Origin of the sequence: Dialister sp. UBA1703 (assembly GCA_002320515.1) — a bacterium.
Taxonomy (GTDB): domain Bacteria; phylum Bacillota; class Negativicutes; order Veillonellales; family Dialisteraceae; genus Dialister.
In genome coordinates, this window is record DCJJ01000100.1 from 1 (window position 1) to 1,533 (window position 1,533).

2 protein-coding genes are annotated in these 1,533 nt (G+C 37.9%); both read left to right on the forward strand.

What is annotated here, in order from left to right; genetic code table 11:
* Window positions 1–406: 406 nt before the first annotated feature.
* Window positions 407–670, forward strand: coding sequence for a hypothetical protein (locus tag B2Y11_RS04855; protein WP_291056878.1), 264 nt, complete (start codon window positions 407–409; stop codon window positions 668–670).
* Entirely contained in the window at window positions 667–1,434 is a 768-nt protein-coding gene (locus tag B2Y11_RS04860; protein WP_291056880.1) for a zeta toxin family protein, read from the forward strand. Before B2Y11_RS04855 ends, B2Y11_RS04860 begins: the two co-directional genes overlap by 4 nt.
* Window positions 1,435–1,533: the final 99 nt, after the last annotated feature.

Sequence of the window (1,533 nt, forward strand, 5' to 3'; positions counted from 1 at the left end):
GAATGCTCAATAACATATGCAACATGTCTTAATAAACTCCTCTTGATTCGTTTGGCAAAATTCATGATTAAGGCCTCCTGTGTTAACAATTGAAGATTTCTCTTCTAACTGGCCGGAGGCCGCAAATTTTTTTGAATTTGTAAGTCTTTTTTGAAAAAAATAGGTTTATTGTTAACAGGAGAAAAAATAGGCAAGAAAAAAGCACACATCAAAATGACATGTGCTTTCGGATTTTTTCTTAACTAAGTGGCATTGCCTTTGGTACTCCGTACCACCTTCCCCCGTAGGCGGTGACACCATATGGGAGGGAGAACCTTTTGAACCCAGGCCACTCTGTGGCCCCAATCTCATATTTGCATTGATTGAAATTTCTATATACAATATGAATAAGACAGGAGGTATGGATATGAGCCACTTATACGAAATCTCATTGAAAAAGGAAATCATGAGGGAAGCCTATGCCGGTCTCATTGCTGATTTTCTGGCCTATTTCAATCAGAATCATATCAATGATAAAACAGACAAGAAAAATCCTATGGTTATTTTGTTTTATAAAATCCAGCATGTGTATATGAGCATACTTCAGACAAACAGCTTGGAAAAAATGAATGAAATTGAAGGCCAGTTCAAAATTGTAAATGCCATGATGAAAGAAATGGGAGCCCGATGAATTACCAGCCTGACGATTTTCAAACGGCCAAATGCAATATTATCGAATACCTTTACAGCAACATCAGCCCTGTGCCGCATCCGAAAGCTCATATGGTTTGTGCACAGCCAGGTGCGGGAAAAACTGGTCTGATTTCCCAATTTGCTATAAATGCTGCTTTTATCAATGGTGATGAATATCGGAGGTATTATCCCGGATATAGAAAATTATATGAAGAAATTGGAAACCTCATTATAGATGAAACAAAGTGCTTTGCTGCTAGAATGACAGAAGTCCTTATAGAGGAATTGAGTCAAAAGTCATTAAACTTAATCATTGAGGGAACACTTCGTACTGTTCAAGTACCGGAAAAAACAAGGAAGATTCTTGAGGGCAAAGGATACGAAGTCGAACTTGATGTTCTCGTGGTAAAGCCGGAGATTTCATATCTCCGAACTCTAAAAAGATATGCAGAAATGAAAGAAGCCGGGACTGTGCCAAGAATGACTAGTAAGGAACATCATGATCTTGTAGTTCGCGGACTTGTACAGAATTTATCATATCTTTATGCTCATCATTCCTTCAAAGAAATCCGACTTTTTAAAGAAGAGAAGGAACAAATGAAACAGATTTATTCCCTCAGGGAGAAACCGGATGTAAACCCGGCAGGCATCTTAAAGGCAGAATTTGAGAGAAAAATGAGTGAAGCTGAAATCAACCAGATTGTTATTGATTATGGCCCTTATGCAGGGAACGAAATATATAAAATTCTTGGGAAAGATTGAGCTGTTGCTCCGCGTGATTATAAAAGGCGCCCTTGTATAATCTAAGGAAGCGCTGATTAAATCACTGTATGTTTTTATTCTTGAATTTTTATGCAATGC

Excerpts from the sequence above, each read along its gene's own strand:
- B2Y11_RS04860 (WP_291056880.1), top strand. The coding sequence starts at position 667 with ATGAATTACCAGCCTGACGATTTTCAAACGGCCAAATGCAATATTATC.
- B2Y11_RS04855 (WP_291056878.1), top strand. The coding sequence starts at position 407 with ATGAGCCACTTATACGAAATCTCATTGAAAAAGGAAATCATGAGGGAA.